The following is a 19,393-nucleotide window of genomic DNA, read 5'->3' on the forward strand; positions in this document are numbered from 1 at the left end:
GCCTCTCCATTAGCACAGCTCCCTGTTCCCAAATTTTTTAACCATTTAATCAAAAAAAAATGAAATTCTTTTTGGGAACGCTGGCATTTTTGCTTTGTTATGTTAACAGCTTTAGCCAGATAAAAAAACATGCTTTTCTTTCGGGTGTAGTAGTAGATGCACAAACCAAAAAACCCGTTGCAGGCGCTGCTATTACAACGCAAAACAGAACCACCATTACCGGTGATGATGGCCATTTTATTTTCATGAACCTGATAACCGGCAATACTACCGTTGTTGTAAACAGCATTGGATTTGAAGTGTACAAGCGTACCATTCAAATACCTCAGGAAGGACAAAAGTTAGAAATTACTTTAACCAACATTCCATTATTCCTACAGCCTTTAGAAGTGAAGGCCATCCGCGCAGGCAGTAAAGCACCATTTGCAGTTACCAATATCAATGAACAGGAAATTGCCAAAACCAATCTGGGACAGGATATTCCATTCCTCCTCAACCAAACCCCTTCTGTGTTTGTAAACTCAGATGCCGGCAATGGCATTGGCTATACCGATATCCACATCAGAGGTACAGATGCTACGAGAATAAATGTTACCCTTAATGGTATTCCTTATAATGATGCAGAAAGCCAGGGTACTTATTGGGTGGATTTACCTGATTTTGCTTCATCGCTCAATAGCATTCAAATTCAGCGTGGCGTAGGTACTTCCTCCAACGGCACTGGTGCATTTGGCGCTACCATCAACCTTTCTACCAACGAATTTCATGAAAAGCCTTATGCTGAAGTCAATAATAGTTATGGCTCTTTCAACTCCTGGAAAAATACATTGAAAGTGGGTAGTGGTTTATTGAATGGACATTTTACCGTTGATGCCCGTTTGAGCAAAATCAGCAGCGATGGGTATATTGACCGTGCCAGCTCACTGCTGCAATCATTTGCACTTTCTACCGCTTATATCAACAAAAAAACTTCCATTCGTTTTAATATTTTCTCCGGAAAAGAAAAAACTTATCAGGCCTGGTACGGCGTACCCGATACCCTGTTGGCAAAAGACAGAACCTACAATCCCGCCGGAACAGAAAAACCCGGAGCACCATACGCCAACGAAACCGACAATTACCAGCAAGACCACTATCAGCTATTTCTGAATCAGGAAATCAACAATCGTTGGAATTTTAATACAGCTTTATTCATGACTTATGGCCGGGGTTATTATGAAGAATACAAAGCCGCGCAAAATTTTAGTGATTATGGTTTATCGCCATTTATCGTGGGCAATACGGTACTTGATTCAACCGATTTAATTCGCCGCCGCTGGTTAAGCAACCATTTTTACGGGCAAATTGCCTCACTGCAATACAAAAACGCCAAAGATGAACTCACTATTGGTGGTGGATGGACGCGGTATGAAGGCAACCATTTCGGTAATGTAATATGGGCACAATATGGTGTAACAGAGCCCAACTATCAGTATTATTATTATCCTGCAGTAAAAACCGACATCAATGTGTATACCAAATGGCAACACAATTTTGCAAAGTACTGGTATAGTTTTGCCGATGTGCAATACCGTACCGTTACCCACAATATGCAGGGCTTTGAAGGCAATGGCAATTTAGATGTAAACCGTACTTTTCACTTTGTGAATCCGAAAGCAGGTATTACCTACAGCCACAATAGTTGGCAGGCCTATTTCAGTTATGCCTTGGGTAATAAAGAACCCAACAGAGATGATTTTCAGGCCAGTTTACAAAATCAGCCCGTAGCAGAAACCCTACACGATTTTGAGTTAGGCGTTGCCAGAAAAAATAGCCGTTTTAATTATAGCGCCAATCTGTATTATATGTTGTACAAAAACCAATTGGTGTTAACCGGTATTATTAACGATGTAGGTGCTTATACCCGCATTAATGTTCCGAACAGTTACAGAATGGGAATTGAATTACAAGGTGCATATGTATTTAATGAATGGCTAAATGCGCAAGCTAATTTGAGTTTTAGCAGAAATAAAATAAAAAGCTTTACCGAGTATATAGACAATTATGATACCGGCGGACAAAATGCCGTGCAACACAACAATACAGATATTTCTTTTTCGCCCGATATTATTGGTGGTGTTACCATCAATATTATTCCTGCAAAAAATGTTACCCTTAGTTTGTTAAGCAAATATGTAAGCAAACAGTATATGGATAATACCCAAACCGAAAACAGAAGTTTGCCCGGCTTTTTTACTGAAACCGTTCGCACCAGTTATAGTGTAAAGAATGTAGTATTTAAGGAATGGAATTTTATTCTGCAGGTGAATAATGTATTCAATAAATTATACCAGCCCAACGGTTATACCTATAGTTACATCAGCAACAATCAGTTGTACACCGATAATAATTATTTCCCCATGGCCGGCACCAATTTTATGATGGCTGTGAATATTTTTTTATAAAGATTGTACACAAATTCAACAAAGGAGGTTAGCTGGTTCATCAAGCTAACCTCTTTTTTATCGGCCAAATTTATCTTCCCATGCCAGCATACCACCGGCTAAATTGGTAACATCACTAAAACCTAATTGCTCTAATATCATGGCAGCCTGCATGCTTCTGTTGCCACTTCTGCAATACACAATAATAGGTTCCTCTTTTAAATCTTCAATCGCTTCAATTTGCATGGTTTGTACTTTGCCTAAAGGCAGTAAAATTCCACCAATATTAAATTCTGCATTTTCATGCGGTTCCCGCACATCTATCAGGTTTACCGGTTCGCCATTTTCAATTTTCATTTTTAAGTCATCTACTGAAAGTACTTTCATATTTTTATAAATTAGTGAATGATAGTTTAGTAGCGCAAGGCAGAATCTCTTGCGGGTGGTGGTGTACTACTGATAAATACATCTATCACCTGTCCCTGATGAATTACATTATGCACTTTGGTTCCCGGTGATACTTCGGTAAATACTTCCGGAATTTGTTTCACAATAAAAGCATTCAATGTATCAGACACATTATCCATGGGTACAATTGAACCAATATTAATATTTAAAGCATTCAACTGGTTACGTGCCTGTGCCAAAGTGAGTCCAATTAAATCGGGCACCTGGTATTCACCACTGCCAATACCGCTGCCTAACACAAAACTAATAACGCTGCCCACGGGCAATTTGGTGCCGGGCTTAATGCTGCTTCCATTATACCGTTGCTCTAACACAGCATTACGGGCAATATCCGGTTTATAAGTAGTATCACCCATTTTTAACCCAAGGGTTTGCAAATACATTTGTGCACTTTTAATGGAAAAACCGATTAAGTTGGGCATAGATACTTCGGGTGCTGATGCCCGATTCACGGTTAAATAAATAGTACGCCCCAGTTTAACCTGTGCATCGGCATCTGGACTTTGTTTGGCCACAGCCAATGCCCCAATGGTATTATCATACACTGAATCGATTACCTGCACATGAAAACCCTTTGCGGTTAAAGCTTGTCGTGCAGCATCTATATTTTGCCCAATTACAGAGGGTACTTTTTCGGTTTTATTATGTTGGGTTATAAACGACAACATTTCAATGAAAACAAACAGCGCAACCAATACAATGCCAATGGCTGCCATAATATTTACCCAAAGAGGCTTACGCGTAATGAATTTAAACACGATATTTTTAGTTGGTTCAGTGAAAATAATTGATTTGAAGGGTAAAAGCCATTTAGTATTTGTTAAAAGCCTCCTCAATTAATCGGGTATAAAATTCCTGCAAGCTCCACCCCATTGTTTTAACCTGCTGGGGTACAATACTCGCTTCACTTTGTCCGGGTATTGTGTTCACTTCTAACAAATAAGGCGCTTGCCTGGCTGCATTAAAAATAAAATCCATTCGTACAATACCGCGGCAATTCAACACTTCATAAACCTTTCTTGCTGCTGCTTCTAATTTGTTTTGCCATTCGGCAGGTATAATGGCCGGCGTAATTTCCTTGCTTTTTCCATGGTATTTTGCTTCAAAATCAAAAAAATCTTTTTCGGTCATCACCTCTGTAATGGGCAATACAATAATGTTTCCTTCAGATTTAAATACCCCAATGGTAAATTCACGGCCGGCAATATATTCTTCTACCAACACCTGATTGTCTTCTTGGAATGCTTTTTCAATAGCGGGCATTAGTTCGGCCGCATCATTCACTTTACTCATACCAATGCTACTGCCACCATTATTGGGTTTAATAAACACAGGCAATTGTATGGTTTGCAAAATTTCAGTTGCAGTTACCGGTGTATGATGAAATACATGCATGCTTTTGGCAACCGAAATGCCACTGAATGCTACTACAGCAACGGTATACCGTTTATTAAAGGTAATGGCCGATGTAGCAGCATCACAACTAGTATAAGGCAGATGTAGCATATCAAAATAGCCCTGCATTTTACCATCCTCGCCGGGTGTGCCGTGTATACAAAATAAAACGGCATCAAAATGAATGGTAGTACCCGATTCCTGAATAGTAAAATCGGCTTTGTTCACTGGCTGTTGTTGACCATTGGATGGAATATACCACCATCCTGCCGGAGTAATATCAATCACAAACACATCGTATAATGAGCGATTGATATGCGTTTCTATTGTTTTAGCGCTTTTATAACTTATTTCCGCCTCGCGACTATATCCGCCCGTAACCAAAGCAATCTTTTTCTTCATATATTATGATTAATACTTTTTACCATTTGCAATTATCATGTGTATTAAAAGGCCAACCCAATTACCTTTTTTACATGTATACGCCAAATATAGCAACTATTCTATGTTTACAATGGATACGAGTTGGAGAATCAGCAGCTATGCTCAGCACCAATCGGCTACAAAAAAGGTGAAGAAACCTATAGCTTCTTCACCTCACGCTGGCGGGAAATATCACCCACCGTTACAGAATGTTACTTTTCAGTAGCATTTGATTGACCTTATAAAGTTAATATGCTTTTGTAGAAAATGACAAATTTTTTTCTACAAAAAAATATGCACAAATGTTAAATATGCAAACGGTCTTTTTTAGCAAGCAGCCCTTCTACTGTTTCCTGATACATTTCATCGGGTACGCAACAATCTACCGGACAAACAGAGGCGCATTGGGGCTCTTCATGAAAACCCTGACACTCCGTACATTTATTGGGAACAATATAATAGGTATCGGTTGATATGGGTGGAAAGCGTTGTTCTACATCCACAGCAGTACCGTCCATTAAAGTAAACGTGCCTTTTACAGTAGTTCCATCGGCAATTGCCCATTCAACACCGCCTTCGTAAATAGCATTATTGGGGCATTCGGGCTCACAGGCACCGCAATTAATACATTCATCTGTAATTTTAATGGCCATAAGTGTAATTTTGAATTTTTGAAAGATGTAACAAATTTAAACGCAAAAGCAATTCAACAAATGGATTTAGCACAAAGAATTATCGCATTGAGCAAATTAGGCGCCTATATGCAGGCAAATGAGGCAGAATGGCAAGCTATAAAAAAAATAGCTGCCGAAAAAAATCTCTGGTTTTTACCCGAATTTATTGATACAGCCATTGAAAATATTTGTACCGCTTTTTTACAGGAAGATAAATTAGCCGCCTGGGTACAGCAATACGATATTGCCCAACACAATGCAAGCCCCAAAAATATTGGTATTGTAATGGCTGGTAATATTCCATTGGTTGGGTTTCATGATTTTTTATGTGTATGCATCAGCGGGCACAATGCCATTATTAAACCTTCTTCAAAAGATGAAGTACTGATCACCCACCTGATACAAAAATTATTTGTCTTTGAGCCTTCACTGAAAGATAGCATCACTATTGCGCCACAATTAAAAGGCTGTGATGCCTATATTGCCACAGGCAGCAATAACAGTAGCCGGTATTTTGACTATTATTTTGGAAAATATCCGCACATTATACGCCGCAACAGAACCTCTGTAGCACTGTTAACCGGTGAGGAAACAAAAGAGGAACTTGCTGCCCTGGCCTCAGACATTCAATTGTATTTTGGTTTGGGATGCAGAAATGTTACCAAAATTTATGTTCCGGAAAATTATGATTTCATCCCTCTGCTGCAAGCCTTGAAGCAATACGATTATTATATGGATTTTCATAAATACAAACACAATTATGATTACCAACTGGCTGTATTAATTATGAGCAATCAGTATTATATGACCAATGAATCGGTGCTGCTGGTAGAAAAAGAAACACTCTTCTCTCCCATTGCACAAATACACTACGGTTATTACAGCAATGCACAGGAATTGAAAAAAACATTGCAACGAAACAACGATGTACAATGCATTGTTAGCAAAAAAGATGTACCTTTCGGAAATGCGCAACAACCGGCACTGAACGATTATGCCGATGGAGAAGACACCTTATTGTTTTTAAACAACATTGCTAATTACAACCATGTTAACCAAAACGTGTTATAATTTTTTTGAGTTCACTAACAGAAAATACGACAAGCATCGTAAAACATTTGTTAAATGGATTTTTACTAACAAACAGTATTCAAACTGCTGCGTTACTTTGCAATAGAAGTTTAATTTTTCACATTTATTAATGTATATACTATGAAACTTAAAAACGTGTTAGCGATTGTTGCCATTAGTGCTGCAACCGCTTTATTAAGTGTATGGGGCTTTGGCCGTTATCAGGAATACAGGTATGCAGGTATGCAGGAACCCGGTAAATTACCCGTAAATTATGCCGGTTTTTTTAACAACCATTCCGGACCATCAGACAACAGTTTTGATTTTACAGAGGCTTGTGCTGCTGCCACACCTGCAGTTGTTCATATTAAAACCAGAACCAAAGCCAAACAGGTTAGCAATGACTTACCCAAACGCAATGACCCATTCAGCGATTTTTTTGGCGATAATATGTTTGGCGATTTATTTGGTGGCATGGGCCCCAGAATTATTCCTGAACAAAGAGCCAGTGGCAGTGGGGTTATTATTAGTGAAGATGGCTATATTGTTACCAATAACCACGTGGTTGATGGTGCCGATGAAATTAATATTACCTTACCTAACCGCAAAACGTACAAAGCAACGGTAGTAGGTACCGACCCCAGTAGTGATTTGGCTGTTATTAAAATTGATGCCAAAAACCTTCCCTATCTGGTATACGGCAATAGTGATGAAGCCAAATTAGGACAATGGGTACTGGCTATTGGTTATCCATTAACTTTAGATGTTACGGTTACCGCCGGTATTATTAGTGCCAAAGCCAGGCAGATTAATATTAACTCACGCCAAAGTGCAACACCGATTGAATCATTTATCCAAACCGATGCGGCAGTTAACCCGGGTAACAGTGGCGGTGCATTAATCAATACCCGTGGCGAATTAATTGGTATTAATTCGGCCATTGCCTCTCCTACCGGTTCTTATGCAGGATACTCTTATGCTATTCCGGTGAACATTGTAAAAAAAGTTGTGAACGATATTATTAAATACGGAACCGTACAACGTGCATTTTTGGGTATATCTTATCCTAAAGATGGGTTGAGTGATGAAGAGAAAAAACAAGCCGGTATTAAAGATGTAAACAATGGTATTTATGTATTGGATGTACCCGCCGGTGGTGCCGCTGCTGAGGCAGGCATTAAAAAAGGCGATATTATTACCAACATCAATGGGGTGACCGTTACCACAGGACCAGAAATGGTTGAACAAATTGCCCGTTACAAACCGGGTGATAAAATTACACTGGGTTATATCAGAAACGGCGAACAGAAAACCGTGAACGTTACCCTTAAAAACAAAGCAGGTAACACCAATGTAGTGAAGGTAGCCAATGTAATGGATCGTTTGGGAGCCGATCTGGCGAATGTAGATAAGAAGACCGCCGATGCCAATAACCTAAATGGTGGTGTAGTAGTAAAGAAAATACAGCCCGGTGGCGCTATTCAAAAATCACGCATACAGGAAGGATTTGTGATTACTGCCGTAAATGGTATTGAAGTAAAAACAGTAGACGATTTAAAAGCTGCCCTATCTAATTCCAGCAATAGTGGTACCGTTAGAATAGATGGTATTTATCCCGGTTATGGTGATACCTATAGCTATCCCGTTCGGATTGACGGTGGTGAATAACACAACACAGATTAACCCGTGTATAAAAAAAGGCCATCTTGTAAAAGGTGGCTTTTTGATGACTGTAGGTTTTCACTACTTTTAAAAGAATCATTTTTTTGTGATAGCCATACATGAGTAGCCGCATGTCCAATTACTTATGTTCTCATGAAAGTTATTTTCATGCATCAATACAACAGAAAATGAAAACATCAACAACAAAGGCTACAACAAATACTTAAAATTAGAAGGCAATATATCTATAGCTATTGATTATCAAAAGTTTCATCAGGATAAAGTCTGGGATGGGTTAAAAGGATACACCACCAATACCAAAATATCCGATAAGCAGGTCATTGAAAATTATAAGAACCTATGGCACATTGAAAGAGCCTTTAGGGTGCCAAAAATGAGTGGCAGGGGTGGCCTGGAATAAATTCTGAATGCTATGATGGTGATTGATAAATTGGAAATACAAATACATCAACAATTCAGTAGCATATACTAACCATTGTCTAATCCATTTCCCCCGGAATCTGGCTTGGTATTGTCGTCTTTTTTAAATTCTAACTTACCAAATTTCCAAGTAAAATTGAGTCCGATAGAGCGAAAAGGAATTTGTCTTAAATTATTGGTGGTAAAATTGGGTCCTGTTAAAACCGTTCTCTGATCAAGATATTGACTGAATACATTTACTGCTGTTAAAGCCAAACTTCCTTTTTTGTTCCAAAATTGTTTACGAACCGCAAAGCTGTAAGTAGTGAAAGAGGGATACCTGCCCTGTACTTCATTTCTGGCAGAACGAAAATTACCAAATACTTCTGCTGCTACATCATGTTTAAACTGGTAACTCGCATTTAAATTAATATGGTAATTGAAACTATTTGAATTATAGCCAGGATCTAATGCGTTGATGGTATTGCGTTCATAAAAAAACATATTGGTTCGCAGGTTCAGTGCATTGGATACATCAATACTGGAAAATAAATTTATACCTATATTTTTTTCCAAGCCAATGTTCTGTCGGGTACTCACTGATACATTTGTAAAAACTGAATCTCCTACGGTATAATCAGGATAAAAAACCACATAGGGCTGAATATCATGATTAGAAGTTCGATAAAAGGCTGCTACCATAAAAGAACCAATATTATTAATTTGCTTGTTGTAACTCAACTCATAGCGGTTACCTATTTGGGGTTGTAAATAAGGATTACCTGTTGAAATATTTTTAGGATCGCTAGTATTAACGAAAGGGTTCAAATCCTGATAGCTGGGGCGTTCTATTCGTTTAGAGTAGCTAATTTTTAAAGTTGAATTGCCGGTTAATTTTCTGATGAAGTAAACACTGGGTACAAATGTATTGTAACCCGGGGTTTTTACCTGGGAGATTGCATTGGAATAATAATCGTTTATTTCAGTTCTTTCGTAACGTCCGCCAACTTTAGCATCAAACAAGGTCCCAACCGGAAAACTTAATTCGCTATATACAGCATATACCTGCTGATGGTAGTTGAGATGGTTGGATTGTGTAGAATCAAAATAATAATTGCCGGTATTGTTATTGAGTGAAAGAATGGAAGCTGTACTGTTAATATCGGTTAAAGTAACTCTGCCTCCGGTTCCAAATTTTATTTTTGAGGTAATGGGTTGTGTATAATCTACCGTCAATACATGTACGTTATTGGTACCCGGATTATCGTTCTGTGTTCCAAAAAACTTTGAATCGGATGGTACTAAAAACTGCTCGCTGTTTGAGTAACCATGATTATGTCCAAAACTGGAATTCAATGAAATATCTAATTCCTGATCGGGCTTTGCAAATGTTTTCTTGTAATTTAAATTGGCATCAATATTATGAAAATGAAATCCGCCATTTGAGTTACTGAAAGAAGCGATGTCAGATAACACATTGCCACCGTTCATTATATCGGTGGTGGTTTGTGTTTGATTCACAAAACCGCTGCCGGCATACCCAAACAAATTATAATTTACACCGCCTGAAATATTATTCATTGAATCGAGTGTCCAGTCGAAGCCAACCCCCGATTGCATGCCATGACGGGTAAAACGTGATGTGCCTGATTGTAATAAAGCAACATTGGTTTTATTCAGCGTATCCATCGATACTCTGTCAACTGTATTGGGAGTGGTTGATCTTAAACGGGCACCGCCGCTTACAAATGCATTGATACCAAAATTTTTCTTTCTTGCTGTTAGGTTAAAAGAACCATTTTGCAATAAAGTACCTGCTGTTAATGACAAATTACCATTGATGCCTTTTGCATGGTTATCTTTTAAAATGATGTTAATGATACCACCTAATCCGGATGCATCATATTTGGCGCCGGGGTTGGTAATCACTTCAATACTTTTAATCTGGCTGGCAGGTATTGCCTGTAATACATCGGCAATATTATTGCCAAATGCGGTAGAAGGTCGCCCATTAATTAAAAACTGAATACTGGAACTACCTGCCAACTGTACATTACCATCTACATCTACTGAAACCATGGGCACTTTCTTCAATAAATCGGTAGCAACCCCACTTTGAGAGGTAAGATCCTTTTCTGCATTAAAAACCATCTTATCAATTTTGTTTTCAACCAAAGGTTTTTTAGCAGTAACGGTAACGCCTTGTAGTACATTCTCCTGTTTTACCAATGCAATAACCGGTAAGTTGATGGAAGCGTTTTTTTGTACACTAACTGTATTAATGGTATATTCCTGATAACCCAGCGATTGTATTTTAAAAATATAATTGCCCGGAGCCAATCCTTTTATTACAAAAGATCCCGTGCCATCGGTAATGGTTCCATTGACTACATTCTTTGTGCTTTTATTTAAAACGGTTATCGTTGCATATTCAATGGGTTGTTTGCTTACAGCATCCATTACCTTACCGGTTACTTTGCCCGCAGCAGCATCAAAAGCCTGAACCTGTGTTGAAACAATAAACAATAAAACAGTGAGGAAAAATTTATACATCAGTTAAAAGAATTTTCGGCAACTAATTAAATTGCAAAACTAACCTTGTATTCTGTAGGAAATCTGTATAAAAACTTTGCAGTATGTTAAAATGTATGAGCGGTATTACTGGTTTGATAAATATCAAAAAAACTAATGTACAATAAAAGAGGCGGCCTCAATTTTGAGACAGCCTCTTAATAATGATGTAACAATTTAAATTTATGCGGATTCTTTTTTCTTTTTTGCTGTTTTAGGCGTAAGCATCAGAAACATTCTTTTGCCTTCTAATTTGGGTAAACTTTCCGGCTGACTAATTTCTGCCAGTCTTTCAGCAAATTTTAATAATATCAGTTCTCCTCTTTCTTTAAACTGAATAGCCCTTCCTTTAAATTGAACATAAGCTTTCACTTTATTGCCATCCTGTAAAAACTTTTCTGCATGTTTGGATTTAAAGTCGAAATCATGATCGTCGGTGCCTGGCGTAAAGCGAATTTCTTTTACTTCGCTTTGTTTGGCATTGGCTTTCATTTCCTTTTCTTTCTTCTTTTTTTCGTACAGAAATTTTTTGTAATCAATTACTTTACAAACTGGTGGATCTGCGTTGGGCGATATTTCCACCAAATCCATCTCTTGTTCTGCCGCAATTTTCAATGCTTCCTGTAACGGATAAATTCCCACGGTTACATTATCACCTACCAACCTTACCTGCGCTGCTCTGATTCTTTCGTTAATTCGATGTTCAGGTTCCTGATGTCTTTGAAAGCGGGGATTCATTCTTCCTCCGTATCCACCGCTGTTACTTTTAAAAGGTAATGCCATTAAACTGGTTTAAATTATAAATTCGAATGTAAAAATAATGATTAAATATTGCTAATCAACAGATTTACGGTTAGATATTTCTGCAACGATATTTTTTATGAAAGCTTCAACAGGTAAAGTGCCTGCATCTCCTCTTCCCTGACGGCGAACTGAGAGCTTATTTTCATTCATTTCTTTTTCGCCCACTACCAACATATAAGGTATTCGCATCATTTCAGCTTCCCGAATTTTCTTTCCTATTTTTTCATTGCGTTCATCTACCTGAGCACGTACCCGGTATTGCTTCAATTGCCGTACTACTTCCTGTGCATAAGCAGCAAACTTATCGCTAATGGGCAATACAGCCACTTGCTGCGGCGCAAGCCATACCGGAAATTTACCTGCATAATGTTCTAACAAAAAGCCAATAAATCGCTCATGTGTACCTAAAGGTGCCCTATGAATAATCAGCGGAATATCTGTATCATTATTGGCGGTGGTGTAGGCTAATGAAAATTTTCTTCCTGAATTAAAATCTACCTGGTTGGTGGCTAAAGTAAACTCACGCCCAATGGCACTCCATATCTGTACATCAATTTTAGGCCCGTAAAAGGCAGCTTCATCGGGCACTTCAATGAAAGGTGTATTGGTTTCTATTAAAACTTTACGTACCATTTCTTCGGTTTCTAACCACAATTGCGGTTCATTCACATATTTCTGCCCCAGTTTAGCCGGATCGTGCAATGATAAGCGCATCACATATTTATCTATTCCAAATAAATCAAAATATTTCAGATACATATTGTTTACTGCCTCAAATTCTTCAGCAAACTGTTCTTTGGTACAATAAATATGTGCATCATTCATATGCAAACAACGCACCCGCATTAAGCCAAATAATTCGCCACTCTGCTCATACCGATAACAGGTACCATATTCTGCAATGCGGTAAGGCAAATCACGATAACTTTTGGATTCCGCAGCAAAAATTTTGTGGTGATGCGGACAGTTCATGGCTTTTAAATAATATTTCTCTCCATCCATTTCCATGGGCGGAAACATACTGTCGGCATAATAAGGCAGGTGACCACTGGTTAAATACATGCTTTCTTTGGCAATATGCGGTGTTACTACCCTTTTATAACCGGCATCTTCTTCTGTTTCTTTGGCTAATTTTTCTAATTCTTCAATAATAATGGTGCCATTGGGCATCCATAAAGGCAAACCCGGACCAACATCATCATCCATTGTAAAAATACTTAATTCTTTGCCTAATTTACGATGGTCGCGTTTTTTAGCCTCTTCTAACATGGCTAAATATTCATCCAACTCATTCTGATTGGGGAATGTAATGCCATATACCCTGGTAAGTTGTTTATTGTGTTCATCTCCCTTCCAGTATGCACCGGCTATATTGGTAAGCTTAATGGCTTTAATAAATCCGGTATTGGGAATATGCGGGCCACGGCACAGGTCGGTAAAGTTACCCTGGGTATAAAAAGTAATTTCGCCATCGTTTAGGTTTTGTAAAAGGTCTAATTTATATTCATCGCCTTTTTCATTAAAATAAGCAATGGCTTCGGCTTTGGGTATGGCTTTACGCCGGTAGGCATTGGCTTGTTTAGCCAGTTCATTCATTTTTTTCTCTAATGCTAGCAAATCCTCTTCCGTCATTTTTCTGTCGCCCAGATCCATGTCATAATAAAATCCATGGTCAATGGCCGGGCCTACCCAAAATTTAACACCCGGAAACATACTTTCAACCGCTTCGGCCATTAAGTGAGCTGAAGAATGCCAAAAAGTTTGTTTGCCATCGGTATCATTCCAGGTAAGTAATTGCAATGTAGCATCGGTTTCAATAGGTCGTGTGGCATCCCAAACCACACCATTCACTTTAGCTGCCAGTACTTTTTTTGCTAATCCCTCACTAATAGATTTTGCTATTTCCAATGAAGTGGTGCCTTTGGGGTATGTCCTCACTGCACCATCGGGAAAACGAATTTCAATCATATTCAATTTTAAATATATTTTTTAAAGAAACACAAAGGTAACAAATTGGCAGCAGAGATTTTTTTTTGTACTAAATTGCTTCAAAAAACCTTAACGCTTTATTATACTGCCATCCTCATTAAGAAACTTAGCTTTGTAAGATATGTATCGTGTTGTTGCAATCTGCCTTTTTCTCTGCATGAATTTTCAATTGCTCCCCGCTCAAAAATTAACGGGAATATGGAGGGGCTATTTTATACAAAAAAATTATAACCCCTTTTCCGGACAGTTTGTGGAAGACAGATATAAGTATGAAGTGCAAATTAATGAGCTGCCCAATAAAGCATTGGAAGGTGTTACTTATTCCTATAAAACCACTGTATTTTATGGTAAGGCTGCATTCAGGGGCTTGTATACGCCTGCTACTAAAAATTTAGTAATCAAAGAAACCAAAATGCTGGAAATAAAAGCTGGCGATTACAGTGTGCCCTGTTTAATGACCTGTTATTTGGATTATAGTAAAGAAGGTAAACTGCAAACGCTTTCCGGTACTTATTCCAGTATGGGTGAAAAAGATAAAACGGATTGCGGCAGTGGGATGGTATATTTAGAAAAAGTGCCCGAATCTGATTTTGAACCTGCCCCCTTCTTAAAACAAAACCCGCTGGTTGAGAAAAATAAACCGGATTCACCACCGGCTATTGCCTCTTCTGAGCATGTTAATATCAAAAAATTACAACAGGCATTGGGAATTACTGTAGATGGCAACTGGGGGCCCAAAAGCAAAGCTGCTTTGCTAAAAAAAATACCCGATGTAAATCCAGCGCCTGATTTCAACAACAATCAACAAATTAATGCATTGATTCAGGAAATACAACAAAAAAATACAATAAGTGGGAATAATACAAAACCTGCAACACCCAATTTACAACAAAACAAGCAAAGGGAAACAACGCCGGTTTTACCGGATACGGCCCAAAAACCGGTTGTAAAAACAACTCCCCAGTCTTCGGTTATTCCACCTGAATTAACCGAACGAAAAAATAAAATGGTGAAGGAAATATTTGTTGCTGCACCAGATGTAAAAATAGATTTTTACGACAATGGTGTAATTGACAATGATACTATTACTGTATATGATGACCATCAATTAGTGGTGAACAGCGGCAGGCTCAGCGAAAAACCCATTACAGTATACTTGCATCTGAGCAAAGAAAATCCAACACATGAAATTATTACAGTGGCCAATAATTTAGGCGATGTACCGCCCAATACTGCATTAATGGTAGTCACAGCCGGTAATGAAAGGCATGAAATTTTTATTACTTCTGATGAAGGCACCAATGCCAAAGTACTAATTACTTACCGACCCAAAACCATCCGGGCAGAAAAATATTAAAATAATAATGATGCAAATGCAAGCTTGTTTTAAGGTTTAAATTGTAATGAATCCAATAAACTACCACAAACAGTTTTTGCTTTTGGCAAATATGGATTTTGAATTTCAGAACAATTACTTAACCAATCGGCTCCGGCATTATTAAAAACAGTAGAACAATGAAAATGATATACTGTTTCTTTACTGTATTGAACGGTTCTAATTAAATCATATAACGCCTGGCTTACTGCAGCAAAACCTTTTAATTTTTCCTGCATATTTTGTTCACCAACCATACCCGCTAAATCTGCCTTTATGTTCGCAACATTTTGTTGTGCTGTTTCAATAATCACTGTATCTGCTTTCAGTAACTGAAACGGTAAACTATCGGCAGCAGTCATCATATCGGTAGCAGCTTTGTTCATAGTATTCATTTGTTGATGATACAATCCGTCAGACAATTGATAATACTGGTGCAGAAACACCGAAAATGCAGCATCAAATTTTATTTGGTGTTTCGATACCATGAGTGGCTCATCTGTATTTTCCTGAATAGGAACTTTATTATTGGTTTGATTACATGCTATTAATCCTATTACAACAAAACAACATACAAAACCCCAATGCCATAATTTCATACCATCAATTTTATACTGAATAATACATCAAATTTACTTAAACCTGCGCAAATCAGTTCTGAATTACCTTCAATATATTGATAATTAGATGCATGTCACTTATTGCATGCATGCATTCAAACCAGACAATTACCTTTGCAGCAAAACATACAAAAAAAAATGTTGATAGGTTTACAAAATGTTACGTTTGAATTTGGTGCAAGAGTAATTGTAGCAGATGCTACCTGGCACATACAGCCGGGTGACAGAATTGGATTAATTGGGTATAACGGAACCGGAAAATCGACCCTATTAAAGGTTTTGGTGGGCGAGTATACTCCATCAAAAGGCACAGTTGAAAAAGGGAAAGATACCACCATTGGGTATCTGCATCAGGATTTATTGAGTTTTGATACCAATGATTCCATTCTTGAAGTAGCGATGGGTGCCTTTGAAAAAGTAAAACAATTAGAAAGAGAAATTGCGGAATTGGGTAAAATTTTGGAAACAAAAGAAGACGAAGCACTTTTAATGGCATATACCGATAAGTTACACGAACTGGAAGTAGCCGGCGGTTATACCATTCATCACAGAACAGAGGAGGTATTACAGGGACTTGGCTTTCAAAATGCCGATCTGCACCGTCCTTACAAAGAATTCAGTGGTGGATGGCGGATGCGGGTACTTTTGGCCAAAATGATTTTACAACAACCCGATGTACTATTGTTAGATGAACCGACCAATCATCTTGACCTGCCTTCTATTGAATGGTTAGAAAAATACCTGAAACATTATCGTGGAAGTGTAGTCATTGTTAGCCATGATAAGTTCTTTTTAAATAGAATGGTGAATAAAATCGTTGAATTGTACCAACAACAATTACATGTGTACGTGGGCGATTTTGATTTTTATGAACAAGAAAAAGCATTACGTATTGAATTACAACAAAAAGCATACGAAAATCAGCAAGATTATATACGTCAACAAGAACGATTTATTGAACGATTTCGTTCTAAAGCATCTAAAGCAGCAGCAGCCCAAAGTGCTATTAAGCGATTAGATAAAATTGACAGAATTGAAAATATAAGTCTAGAACGCCCCAATATGAAAATTAATTTTCAGGTTGATAAACAACCCGGAAAAATTATTTGCGAACTAAAAGACATAAAAAAAAGCTTTGGCGCTTCTTTAATTTTACAAAATGCCACAGCAGAAATAAACCGGGGAGATAAAATTGCATTAATTGGCGCCAATGGTAAAGGAAAATCTACTTTGTTAAGAATTGTTGCCGGCACCGAAACATTTGAGGGATTGCGCAATTGGGGCCATAATGTTGAGGAAAGTTTTTATGCGCAACACCAATTAGAGGCCTTAAACCTCAACAATTCAATTCTGGATGAAATGAAAGAATGTGGCAGCAACAAAAATGAATTGGAACTGCGCACCTTGTTAGGTTGTTTTTTATTCAGCGGGGATGACAGCGATAAAAAAATCAGATTACTCAGCGGAGGTGAAAAAGCTCGTGTTGCTTTGGCCAAAGTAATTGTAAGCCGAAGTAATTTTCTATTACTGGATGAACCTACCAACCACTTAGATATGCATTCTGTTGAACTATTGGCCGAGGCACTGAATAATTATGAAGGCAGTTATTTATTAGTTAGTCACGACCGGTTTTTTATCTCAAAAACAGCCAATAAAATTTGGGAAATTGTTGACCATCAGATTAAAGAATTTAAAGGAACTTATCAGGAATGGGTAGAATGGAATGAAAGAATGGCGAAGCAAAATTCTTCCAAAAAAGAAGGAAAAGCGGCAACACCTCAGCCGGTTAAGGAAGTAGCTTTTCAAAAAAATAACACCCCATTCAATCAACCCGAAAAACAACAAAAAAAGGAATTAGCACAGGTAAAAAGAAAATTTCAACAAACAGAGGCTTTATTAGAAACACTGAACGAGAAAAAATCAGCTTTGGAAATATCATTGGTACACCCCGATTTGTACAAGGATCCTGCAAAATTTTCTGAATTTGAAAAAGCCTATGCTGCGATTCAAAAAGAATGGGATGCCGCTCAGCAGCAATATGAAATTTTATTTGAAAAATTGATGGAATTAGAGGGTTAATAGCCCGGCATTACAACCTCAAGCACAATTTTATATTGTTGTTTTGAAAGCGTGGCAATGTTGATATTTTTTTGTAATTGCATGGTAACTACCGGATAAGTTGCTTTGGTAATATCAGAAAATTTTGCAAATACAACTTTTGCTTCTGCAGGGCTGTTTTTTCTGAAAATAATAAACATAGCCCTCTCCCATTGCAGCTTTTACATTATCAAAAGCGGCCTGATATTCACTAATGGCATTGGGTAACCCATCAAATCCGGATTGGAAATAGGTATAAAAAACGGTATCGTTATTGCTATGCCTCCTTTTTAAAACCATTGTTATTTTTTTTCTTTTTATTCACAGTTGCGCCAGCATGGCCTTAATAAAGTCGGACACCAGATAACTGATTAATTTTCCGGAAGCAATATTCTGACGGCCATCTTCCAGTCTGGTAGCAGCTTCGCAGATATGTAAATAGGCAGGACGGATATTCCAGGCCATAAAATTAACATATTGCCGGGCATGGATAACACCAATACCTGTTGGGCTGCCGGCACTACTCAATACATTTTCAATAGCATCCACATCTAATTCAATGCCACATAAACCTCCTTCCGTAAAACCGGCAGCATGTGCCATTGCCTGTTGAAAACTACGTTTTTCGTGCAGAAAAATATCTTCGTACGTAATGCAATCAATAAAGGGATTGTTCACAATATCCATCCAGATGTTTTGTGCAATATAATTTTCATGAAGGCCCAGAATACAATATTTTTCCAAATAACCATCTTCTTCCGCATAGCGGAAAGCATTGCCACTATGCCTTCCTTCCATGGCACGGTAATCGGCATGCGCATCTAAATTAATTACATTTATCTGCGGCAAATCAATCACACCGGCTTTGTACCAGCCTTTTGCAGCACCTTTAATACAGGGGTAGGCATTGTTATGGCCACCGCCTATAATAATGGGAATTTTTTTTTGCTGGGTTATTTCATGAATCATCTGTTCTACAGCATCATCAATGGTATTTACTGCATGTCGGTATGCTTCTATTTTTTCTTCATAATTATATGCATTCATTTCAATTATATCCTGTAAAGAACCAAAATCGAAATAGCCTGCCATTAGTATTTCCCGGCCATCTAAAAAATCGTTGCTTTGAATGTTGAGGAAAGTTTGCAAAAATGCTGACCAGGCGGTATGTGCGCCACCAATCCCTTCATTGGCCTTTATGCCAATATCTTCCGGAATACCCAGCACAACAAAATCCGCATCCGATTCCATCATACTTTCTCTAAATTGCTGCACCTGATGCATGGTCTGCACCCGCTCCCCTAATTTCGTTTCGTACCTGCGTATACGAACCAACGATAAAATGTCTTCTTTTTTAAATGGGTGCAGATAGGGCATAATTGAAAAGTTTATAAGTAATAT

The 19,393-nt window shown here is 38.0% G+C and carries 15 protein-coding genes; 5 read left to right on the forward strand and 10 right to left on the reverse strand.

Features of this window, described 5'->3' with window-relative positions; translation table 11 throughout:
- Positions 1–59 precede the first annotated feature (59 nt).
- Entirely contained in the window at positions 60–2,444 is a 2,385-nt protein-coding gene (locus EO766_RS01390; RefSeq protein ID WP_075051764.1) for a TonB-dependent receptor, read from the forward strand.
- Positions 2,445–2,501: 57 nt separating this feature from the next.
- On the opposite strand, the gene EO766_RS01395 is transcribed toward EO766_RS01390, so the two are convergent.
- The 4 genes from EO766_RS01395 to EO766_RS01410 all read right to left on the reverse strand — a co-directional run bounded on the left by EO766_RS01395 (position 2,502) and on the right by EO766_RS01410 (position 5,362).
- A complete protein-coding gene (locus tag EO766_RS01395; protein WP_075051765.1) occupies positions 2,502–2,810 on the reverse strand; it encodes a rhodanese-like domain-containing protein in 309 nt (102 codons plus the stop codon).
- 26 nt (positions 2,811–2,836) lie between these two features.
- A complete protein-coding gene (locus EO766_RS01400; RefSeq protein WP_075051766.1) occupies positions 2,837–3,649 on the reverse strand; it encodes a PASTA domain-containing protein in 813 nt (270 codons plus the stop codon).
- 52 nt (positions 3,650–3,701) lie between these two features.
- Positions 3,702–4,688, reverse strand: coding sequence for a D-alanine--D-alanine ligase (locus tag EO766_RS01405; protein WP_287100632.1), 987 nt, complete (start codon positions 4,686–4,688; stop codon positions 3,702–3,704).
- Between the two features lie 326 nt (positions 4,689–5,014).
- The gene (locus EO766_RS01410; protein ID WP_218331020.1) at positions 5,015–5,362 is read right to left on the reverse strand and encodes a 4Fe-4S dicluster domain-containing protein; all 348 of its coding nucleotides are present in this window, start codon (positions 5,360–5,362) and stop codon (positions 5,015–5,017) included.
- Positions 5,363–5,380: 18 nt separating this feature from the next.
- Here EO766_RS01410 and EO766_RS01415 point away from each other — a divergent pair, with 18 nt between their 5' ends.
- Entirely contained in the window at positions 5,381–6,454 is a 1,074-nt protein-coding gene (locus EO766_RS01415; RefSeq protein ID WP_287100633.1) for an acyl-CoA reductase, read from the forward strand.
- A gap of 141 nt (positions 6,455–6,595) precedes the next feature.
- Positions 6,596–8,122, forward strand: coding sequence for a Do family serine endopeptidase (locus tag EO766_RS01420; RefSeq protein ID WP_287100634.1), 1,527 nt, complete (start codon positions 6,596–6,598; stop codon positions 8,120–8,122).
- Between the two features lie 483 nt (positions 8,123–8,605).
- Here EO766_RS01420 and EO766_RS01425 read toward each other — a convergent pair whose 3' ends face one another.
- The 3 genes from EO766_RS01425 to thrS all read right to left on the reverse strand — a co-directional run bounded on the left by EO766_RS01425 (position 8,606) and on the right by thrS (position 13,879).
- Positions 8,606–11,089, reverse strand: coding sequence for a TonB-dependent receptor (locus EO766_RS01425; protein ID WP_074420382.1), 2,484 nt, complete (start codon positions 11,087–11,089; stop codon positions 8,606–8,608).
- A gap of 201 nt (positions 11,090–11,290) precedes the next feature.
- A complete protein-coding gene (infC, locus tag EO766_RS01430; RefSeq protein ID WP_068242113.1) occupies positions 11,291–11,890 on the reverse strand; it encodes a translation initiation factor IF-3 in 600 nt (199 codons plus the stop codon).
- A 51-nt stretch (positions 11,891–11,941) separates the two neighbouring features.
- Positions 11,942–13,879 carry a threonine--tRNA ligase gene (gene thrS, locus EO766_RS01435; protein WP_287100635.1) on the reverse strand — a complete coding sequence of 646 codons (1,938 nt, stop codon included), beginning with the start codon at positions 13,877–13,879 and terminating at the stop codon, positions 11,942–11,944.
- A 178-nt stretch (positions 13,880–14,057) separates the two neighbouring features.
- Between thrS and EO766_RS01440 the strand changes: the two genes are divergently transcribed.
- Entirely contained in the window at positions 14,058–15,257 is a 1,200-nt protein-coding gene (locus EO766_RS01440; RefSeq protein ID WP_074420384.1) for a hypothetical protein, read from the forward strand.
- A gap of 29 nt (positions 15,258–15,286) precedes the next feature.
- Here EO766_RS01440 and EO766_RS01445 read toward each other — a convergent pair whose 3' ends face one another.
- The gene (locus EO766_RS01445) at positions 15,287–15,874 is read right to left on the reverse strand and encodes a DUF3347 domain-containing protein (RefSeq protein WP_074420385.1); all 588 of its coding nucleotides are present in this window, start codon (positions 15,872–15,874) and stop codon (positions 15,287–15,289) included.
- 159 nt (positions 15,875–16,033) lie between these two features.
- Between EO766_RS01445 and EO766_RS01450 the strand changes: the two genes are divergently transcribed.
- Positions 16,034–17,974 (forward strand): ABC-F family ATP-binding cassette domain-containing protein, encoded by a 1,941-nt coding sequence (locus EO766_RS01450; protein ID WP_081301323.1) that lies wholly within the window; start codon positions 16,034–16,036, stop codon positions 17,972–17,974.
- Here the strand turns inward: EO766_RS01450 and EO766_RS01455 are convergent.
- Both EO766_RS01455 and EO766_RS01460 read right to left on the reverse strand, forming a co-directional pair.
- Positions 17,971–18,153 carry a hypothetical protein gene (locus tag EO766_RS01455; protein ID WP_074420386.1) on the reverse strand — a complete coding sequence of 61 codons (183 nt, stop codon included), beginning with the start codon at positions 18,151–18,153 and terminating at the stop codon, positions 17,971–17,973. The genes EO766_RS01450 and EO766_RS01455 overlap by 4 nt on opposite strands.
- A 160-nt stretch (positions 18,154–18,313) precedes the next feature.
- Positions 18,314–19,369, reverse strand: coding sequence for an arginase family protein (locus EO766_RS01460; RefSeq protein WP_074420387.1), 1,056 nt, complete (start codon positions 19,367–19,369; stop codon positions 18,314–18,316).
- Positions 19,370–19,393: the final 24 nt, after the last annotated feature.

The sequence above is a fragment of the Hydrotalea sp. AMD genome (assembly GCF_004100315.1).
Lineage (GTDB): Bacteria > Bacteroidota > Bacteroidia > Chitinophagales > Chitinophagaceae > Hydrotalea > Hydrotalea flava.